Origin of the sequence: Sphingobium quisquiliarum P25 (genome assembly GCF_000445065.1) — a bacterium.
GTDB lineage: Bacteria > Pseudomonadota > Alphaproteobacteria > Sphingomonadales > Sphingomonadaceae > Sphingobium > Sphingobium quisquiliarum.
On sequence record NZ_ATHO01000102.1, the window covers coordinates 20,843 to 27,421 of the forward strand.

The 6,579-nt window shown below is 65.9% G+C and carries 6 protein-coding genes and 1 pseudogene; 4 read left to right on the forward strand and 3 right to left on the reverse strand.

All coding sequences use genetic code 11. The features are described 5' to 3' along the window. Window positions 1-12: 12 nt before the first annotated feature. From L288_RS33530 to L288_RS33540, 3 genes are read right to left on the reverse strand one after another with little or no spacing between them, the layout of a single operon-like run. Window positions 13-936, reverse strand: a complete 924-nt coding sequence (locus L288_RS33530; protein ID WP_021238611.1) for a glycosyl hydrolase — start codon at window positions 934-936, stop codon at window positions 13-15. Continuing rightward, window positions 933-1,766 (reverse strand): TIGR04290 family methyltransferase, encoded by an 834-nt coding sequence (locus L288_RS33535; protein WP_037481312.1) that lies wholly within the window; start codon window positions 1,764-1,766, stop codon window positions 933-935. The genes L288_RS33530 and L288_RS33535 overlap by 4 nt, the downstream gene beginning before the upstream one ends. A gap of 5 nt (window positions 1,767-1,771) precedes the next feature. Continuing rightward, the gene (locus tag L288_RS33540) at window positions 1,772-2,392 is read right to left on the reverse strand and encodes a histidine phosphatase family protein (RefSeq protein ID WP_236613028.1); all 621 of its coding nucleotides are present in this window, start codon (window positions 2,390-2,392) and stop codon (window positions 1,772-1,774) included. Window positions 2,393-2,663: 271 nt separating this feature from the next. Between L288_RS33540 and L288_RS33545 the strand changes: the two genes are divergently transcribed. From L288_RS33545 to L288_RS33560, 4 genes and pseudogenes are all read left to right on the forward strand, one after another. Next, window positions 2,664-3,776 carry an SDR family NAD(P)-dependent oxidoreductase gene (locus tag L288_RS33545; RefSeq protein WP_031304466.1) on the forward strand — a complete coding sequence of 371 codons (1,113 nt, stop codon included), beginning with the start codon at window positions 2,664-2,666 and terminating at the stop codon, window positions 3,774-3,776. Next, the gene (locus tag L288_RS33550; RefSeq protein ID WP_021238615.1) at window positions 3,773-4,846 is read left to right on the forward strand and encodes an SDR family NAD(P)-dependent oxidoreductase; all 1,074 of its coding nucleotides are present in this window, start codon (window positions 3,773-3,775) and stop codon (window positions 4,844-4,846) included. Before L288_RS33545 ends, L288_RS33550 begins: the two co-directional genes overlap by 4 nt. After that, entirely contained in the window at window positions 4,843-5,925 is a 1,083-nt protein-coding gene (locus tag L288_RS33555; RefSeq protein WP_021238616.1) for a glycosyltransferase family 4 protein, read from the forward strand. The genes L288_RS33550 and L288_RS33555 overlap by 4 nt, the downstream gene beginning before the upstream one ends. Further along, a pseudogene (locus tag L288_RS33560) lies at window positions 5,922-6,579 on the forward strand (glycosyltransferase); the annotation flags it as partial. The gene L288_RS33555 and the pseudogene L288_RS33560, both read left to right, overlap by 4 nt.

The following is a 6,579-nucleotide window of genomic DNA, read 5'->3' on the forward strand; positions in this document are numbered from 1 at the left end:
GGGCTCTCTCCGTCAGGCCGTCTGCGCGACGGGCATGGCCGCGCTGGCAGGGGCGTAGCGATCGATCATCCAGGCGCAGAAATCGGCGAAGGCCTGCGGCTCATGCACGGCGCTGCTGTGATGCGGGGCGATCCCCAGATGCTCAGGCGTGAAACAGAAGGTGACGGTGACGTCGAAATCCGCCAGAGCCTCCATCTGCCGGTCGAACCAGTCGATCGCGTTAGGGCGGAAACTGTCGGCCCAGCTAAGGCCGGTGCGCAGCTGCCGCACGCCCAGCCGCTTCATCCAGGCGACGGCGTCGTCCAGGCGCGGGTCCTCGAAATGGAACCACTGCATCAGCCCCATCCTGTCCGCGACCCGGCCATAATCCTCCAGCGCGGGCTTGGGCGTGCCGTCCGCGCGGATCAGGCCCATGTAGAAATGGCGGTAATAGCTGGATCCTTCCGCCTCGCGGTGGCGCGTGGTCGCGCCCCATTCCTGCGGCAGGTCGTAAAGGCTGTACCAGAAGATGCGCGGCACTCGCCCGATCAGCAGTTCCGCCGTGCGATTGACGCCGAAGACCTGCACTTCCTCCGCGCCGAACGACCCGACGCCGACCTCCGTGACCCAGATTGGCTTGTCGGGCACGACCGCCTCGATCTCGGCGATCTTGTCCGGCCAATCGTGGATCGGCCACAGGTTCCAGTCGAGCGGAAAGCCATGCACCGCGACCACATCCACGGCGTCCAGCGCGCCATGGTCGCGCATCCGGTTCACCCAATGCGGGTCGATCGGCGACATGCCGCCCAGCACGCGCGTGACGGCAGGGTTCACATCCTGGATCGCCGCGCCCGCGCGCACGACCATGTCGGCATAGAGCGACCAGTCCGGGTCGATCTCCAGGTCCCAATGCGACTTGTTGTTGGGCTCGTTCCAGATCATCGCCGCTTCGATCATGCGGGCTTTCCCTCCTCGCTTGTCATGTCCTCAGGTCCGCGCGCCGGATAGACCGCCGCCTTGCCCATCCATTCCTCGAACGGCACCGGCGCGACGCGGCACAGATAGACTTCCTCCTCCGGCTCCGCCTCGATCGTGAAGCCCGCCGCGCGCAGCATCGCCTGCGAACAGGCCTTGTTGGGCGCCCACCAGTTGGACCAGTCATGCGCGAACTTGCGCTCGATGAAATGCATCTTCGGATAGGCGGGATTGTCGAAAAAGCCCGGCGGCCTGCTGGTCCCCGGCACGTGGAAGGGGTGATCCTCCGGCACCATCAGCACGTCGGACGACCCCTGCTGCATCGTCTGGAACAGCAGCATGTCGCCCGCCACATGCTCGCGGATCAGGTCCAGCGCCAGCAGCGGATGGCGCAGGTGATACAGCACGCCCATGAAGATGACGAGGTCGAACCGGCGGCCAAGGCTGCCAATGTCATAGACCGACATATTTCGGAACTCGATGCCCTCATGCCCCAGCGTTTCGGCGGCAAAGCGGGCCTGGGCCAGATAGCGGTCGTCGGAATCGATGCCGATCACCTCCGCCGCGCCCCGGCGCTTCATCTCGATCGAATAGAAACCCGCATTGCACCCGATGTCGAGCACCGTCTTGCCCGTCAGGTCCTCCGGCAGCGCATGGGCGAAACCCGCGAATTTGAAGGCGGGATAGTCCCCCAGGAAATGATCGGGCGCGGTTTCGACGCCGCCGATCCGCAAATTGTGGAACCATGGCCCCAATGCTTCGATCTGGCGGCGCAGTTGTTCCTCCTCATGGGCAGTAGCGGCGATCGTCATCGTCTTCATGCAGGCACCTCGTTCAGGCGAGTGACGCATCTTCCTTCCGGCCCGGCCATGATCGTGCTGATCGATCCGGGATCGACGTCGAACCGCAGCAGATTGTCCAGGCTCAGCCCCAGATAATGCGCCATGACGCCGCGAATGATGTCGCAATGGGTCACGCAAAGGATCGATGCGCCCGGCCGCGCGGCCGCCATGTCTTCCAGGTGCCGGACGGCCCTTTCGACGGCGGCTTTCATGGTTTCGCCCCCCGGCGTGGGGCTGGTGGACCGGCTGCTGTTCCACTCGCGCCACATGGGATCATCGCTGAGCTCCGCGAAGGACTTGCCGTTCCATTCTCCGAAATCGATCTCGTCCAGCGCCGCAACGATCTCCACTTCCAGTCCCAATGCCCGCGCGATGATGGTGGCGGTCTCGACCGTGCGCTGCCGGGGGCTTGCGTGGATGGCGGTCAGTTCGCCCAGCCCGCGCCACGACGCGACATTTTCCGCCTGCGCCCGCCCGGCCCCGGTCAACGCCGCCGCGCCCGCGCGGCCGCTCAGCAACCGGCCGAATTCGCCATGCACGCCATGCCTTACAAGGTGAAAGCAGGTGCGCGGCGGCTGGTGTGAAGGTGACAGCATCAACATAGATGCTGGCCCAACCGAGAAGGTAGAGTGAAAGTTCCCTATCTAAATTACGGAATAGCAACAAGTGATCCACATCATATTACCCATGTTAGTGCCAATAACATGAGTTATTTTCCTGCGTTAATATTGTGTCGTTCGAAACAAAAATTCGGATTTCCGCGGGAACAAGGCGGTAGAAGAAGATGTTCCTCCCCGGTCATATGTTTCCCTATCATAATGATTGCCCGTCCGGGCGTGATATTCTTAATTAACAAGGGGATTGGCCGTGGAAAAGATACTTGTCACGGGCGGCGCGGGCTTTATCGGCCGTACACTCTGCCGGGAACTGCTGGAGCGCGGCCATGAAGTTCGCGTGCTCGACGCCCTGATCGACCAGGTGCACGGTAATGGCGAGCGGCCCGCCGATCTCGACCCGCAGGTCGAGTTGATCCATGCCGACGTGCGCAACGGCAATGCGGTGGAGCGCGCGCTGAATGGCGTGGACGCCGTCATCCATCTGGCGGCGGAAGTCGGCGTCGGCCAGTCCATGTACGAGGTCGAACGCTACACTTCCGTCAACGATGTCGGCACGGCGGTGCTGTTCGAACGGTTGATCGACAATCCGGTAAGGCGGGTCGTCACCGCATCTTCCATGAGCATCTATGGCGAGGGGCTCTACCGCGACCAGGATGGGCAGATCGTGCAGGATGCCGATCGCGGATCGCTGCGCGACAATCAGAAGGTGTGGGACCCGGTCGATGCGAACGGCCGTCCCTTGACCCCCGTGGCGACGCCGGAATGGAAGCGGCCCAACCTCGCCTCCATCTATGCGCTCAACAAATATGTGCAGGAACGCACGACCCACATCATGACCGCGCCCTATGGGATGGAAGGCGTGTGCCTGCGTCTCTTCAACGTCTATGGGCCGGGGCAGGCGCTGTCCAACCCCTATACCGGCGTCCTCGCCATCTTCGCTTCCCGCCTGCTCAATGGGCAGAAGCCGATGATCTTCGAGGATGGCGAACAGCGCCGCGACTTCGTGCATGTGACCGACGTCGCCCGCGCCTTCGCCGACGCGCTGCACCTGCCCCAGGCGGCGGGGGGCACGTTCAACATCGGTTCGGGCAATGATCGTTCGGTGACGGAAGTGGCGCAGAGTCTGGCGCAGGCGATGGGCCGCAATGACATCGAGCCCGAAATCGTCGGCAAGGCGCGGACCGGCGACATCCGCCATTGCTTCTGCGACACCAGCCTTGCCGAAGAAAAGCTCGGCTTCCGCGCGCGGCAGGATTTCGGGCAGGGGCTGGCCGAACTCGCCGAATGGGTCGCGCAGCAGACCGCCGACGACCGCGTGGCCGAAGCGCGCGCCGAACTGGAAGCCAGAGGGCTGGTCGCATGAAAGGCGCTGACCGCAAACCCGTGCTGATCACGGGCGGCGCCGGTTTCATCGGCTGCAACATCGCCGACCGGCTGGCGGGCCAGGGCGAGGGAGTGATCATCTATGACTCGCTCGCCCGGCCCGGTGTCGAGCGCAACCTCGCCTGGCTGGAGCAGCGTCACGGCGCGGCCATCACGCCCGTCATCGCCGATGTGCGGGACGATGCGGCGCTGGCGAGGGCCGTGGCGGGAGCGCGCGCCGTGTTCCACATGGCGGCGCAGGTCGCCGTCACCACCAGCTTCACCGACCCCCGCGCCGATTTCGAAGTGAATGTGCTGGGCACGCTCAATGTGCTGGAGGCCGCACGGCGCTGTTCGACGCCGCCAGCGGTGATCTTCGCGTCCACCAACAAGGTTTATGGCGGTCTTGAGGATCTGGAATTCCGCCTGACGGACGGCGCTTACCAGCCGGTTGACGACGCACTGCGCGCGCGCGGCATCGATGAAAGCCGCCCGCTCGATTTCCACACCCCCTATGGCTGTTCCAAGGGCGCGGCCGATCAATATGTGCTCGATTACGCGCGCAGTTTCGGCCTGCCCACCGCCGTGCTGCGGATGAGCTGCATCTACGGCCAGCGCCAGATGGGGACGGAGGATCAGGGCTGGGTCGCCCATTTCCTGATCAGCGCTCTCGAAGGGCGCGACATCATCCTTTATGGCGACGGCCATCAGGTTCGCGACATTCTGGACGTGGGCGATGCGGTGAACGCCTATCTCGCCGTCTGGCGCAACATCGACCGGCTGTCGGGCCGCGCCTTCAACCTTGGCGGCGGGGCAGACAATGCGGTCAGCCTGCGCCAGATACTGACGCTGATCGGCGAGGAAGTGGGCCGTCCGCTTGGCGTGGAGACGTCGGACTGGCGCGCGGGCGACCAGCGCTATTTCGTCGCCGACACAGGCGCGCTGCAAGCGGCGGTCGATCTGCCCGCGCGCAAGCCGTGGCGGCAAGGCGTCGCTGACCTTGCCGACTGGCTGGCTGGCGAGCGCGCGCCTGTGGCCGCACCCTCGCTCGTGACGGCGAGGGCGCTATGAGCGCTGGCGGACACCTGTTGCTGGCCGCCGATGCCGTGGGCGGCGTGTGGCAATATTCGACCGACCTCGCCCGCGCGCTCCGGCCTTTGGGCTGGCAGGTGACGCTCGCCGTCCTTGGCCCGGCGCTCACCCAGGCGCAGCGGGCCGAAGCGGCGGCGATCGCCAATGTGCATGTGGTCGAAACCGGGCTGGAACTGGAATGGCTCGCCGCGCAGGCCGAACCCATCCTGATGGCCGAGGCGCGGCTTGCCGAAATGGCGGGCGACCTTCGCGCCGACATCGTCCAGCTCCACACGCCTGCGCTGGCCGCGCAGGGCCGTTACGCTTGCCCAACGATCGCGCTATTGCACAGTTGCGTCGCGACCTGGTGGTCGGCGGTGAAGGACGGCCCGATGCCCGGAGACTTCGCCTGGCGCACCGCCCTGGTCGATCGCGGCCTGCGCAACGCCACCCTCGCGATCACCCCCACCGCCGCCTTCGCGGACGCCGCGCGCCGTCAATATGGCGTCGCGCCCGTGCCGGTCCACAACGGCCGTGCCATGGACTTTCCGCGCCGGGCGATGCGGGATCATGTCTTCACCGCCGGGCGCCTGTGGGACGAAGGCAAGAATATAGGCGTGCTCGACGAAGCAGCCGCCCGCATCGCCGTGCCCTTCTGCGCGGCGGGTCCGCTGTCCGCCCCCCATGGCGGCGGCGTTACGCTGAAAGCGCTCCAACATGCAGGCGTGATGGACAGCGCAGCGCTTTCCCATCATCTCGCTTCCCGCCCGGTCTTCGCCTCTGCCGCGCTGTACGAGCCGTTCGGCCTCGCTGTTCTGGAAGCCGCTCTGGCAGGCTGCGCGCTGGTCCTGTCCGGCATCCCCACCTTCCGCGAACTGTGGGACGGCGCGGCCACTTTCGTCCCCCCCAACGACGCGCCGGGTTTCGCCCGCGCCATCAACGCGCTGATCGAGGACGAATCCGCCCGCGCCGAAGCGGGCCGCCGCGCCCAGCAAAGGGCCGCCCGCTACAGCCTGCCCGCCCTCGCCACCCGGATGGCGGACCATTACGCAACCCTGCGGCGGAGGGCAGCAGCGTGAAAGTCGTATACTTCACTCATTCCTTGCTGTCCTGCTGGAACCACGGCAACGCCCATTTCCTGCGCGGCGTTCTGCGCGAACTCGGCGCGATGGGTCATGACGTGCTCGCGCTGGAGCCGGAGGGGAATTGGAGCCTCGCCAATCTGCTCGCCGACCATGGCGAAGCGGGCCTTGAACCCTTCCGCGCCGCCTATCCCGAACTCGTCACCCGCAGCTACGATCCCGCTGACGATGTGGAGCCGCTGCTCGACGGCGCGGACGTGGTCATCGTCCACGAATGGAACGACCCGGCCCTCGTCGCCCGCATCGGCGCGCTGCGGATCGCGGGCGGCGACTTCACGCTGCTGTTCCACGACACCCATCACCGCGCCGTGTCCGACCCGGAAGCGATCCGCGCCTTCGACCTCAGCGGCTATGACGGTGTGCTGGCCTTTGGCGAGGCGCTGTCGGACGTCTATCGCCGCTGGGGCTGGGGGGCGCGCGTCTGGACCTGGCATGAAGCCGCCGACCTCCGCCACTTCCACCCGCCTGCGCAGGGAGGCGACCGGCAGGGCATCGTCTGGATCGGCAATTGGGGCGATGGCGAACGCACGGCGGAACTGGAGGATTATCTCTTCCGCCCCGCACAGGACGCCGCCCTGCCGCTCGACATTT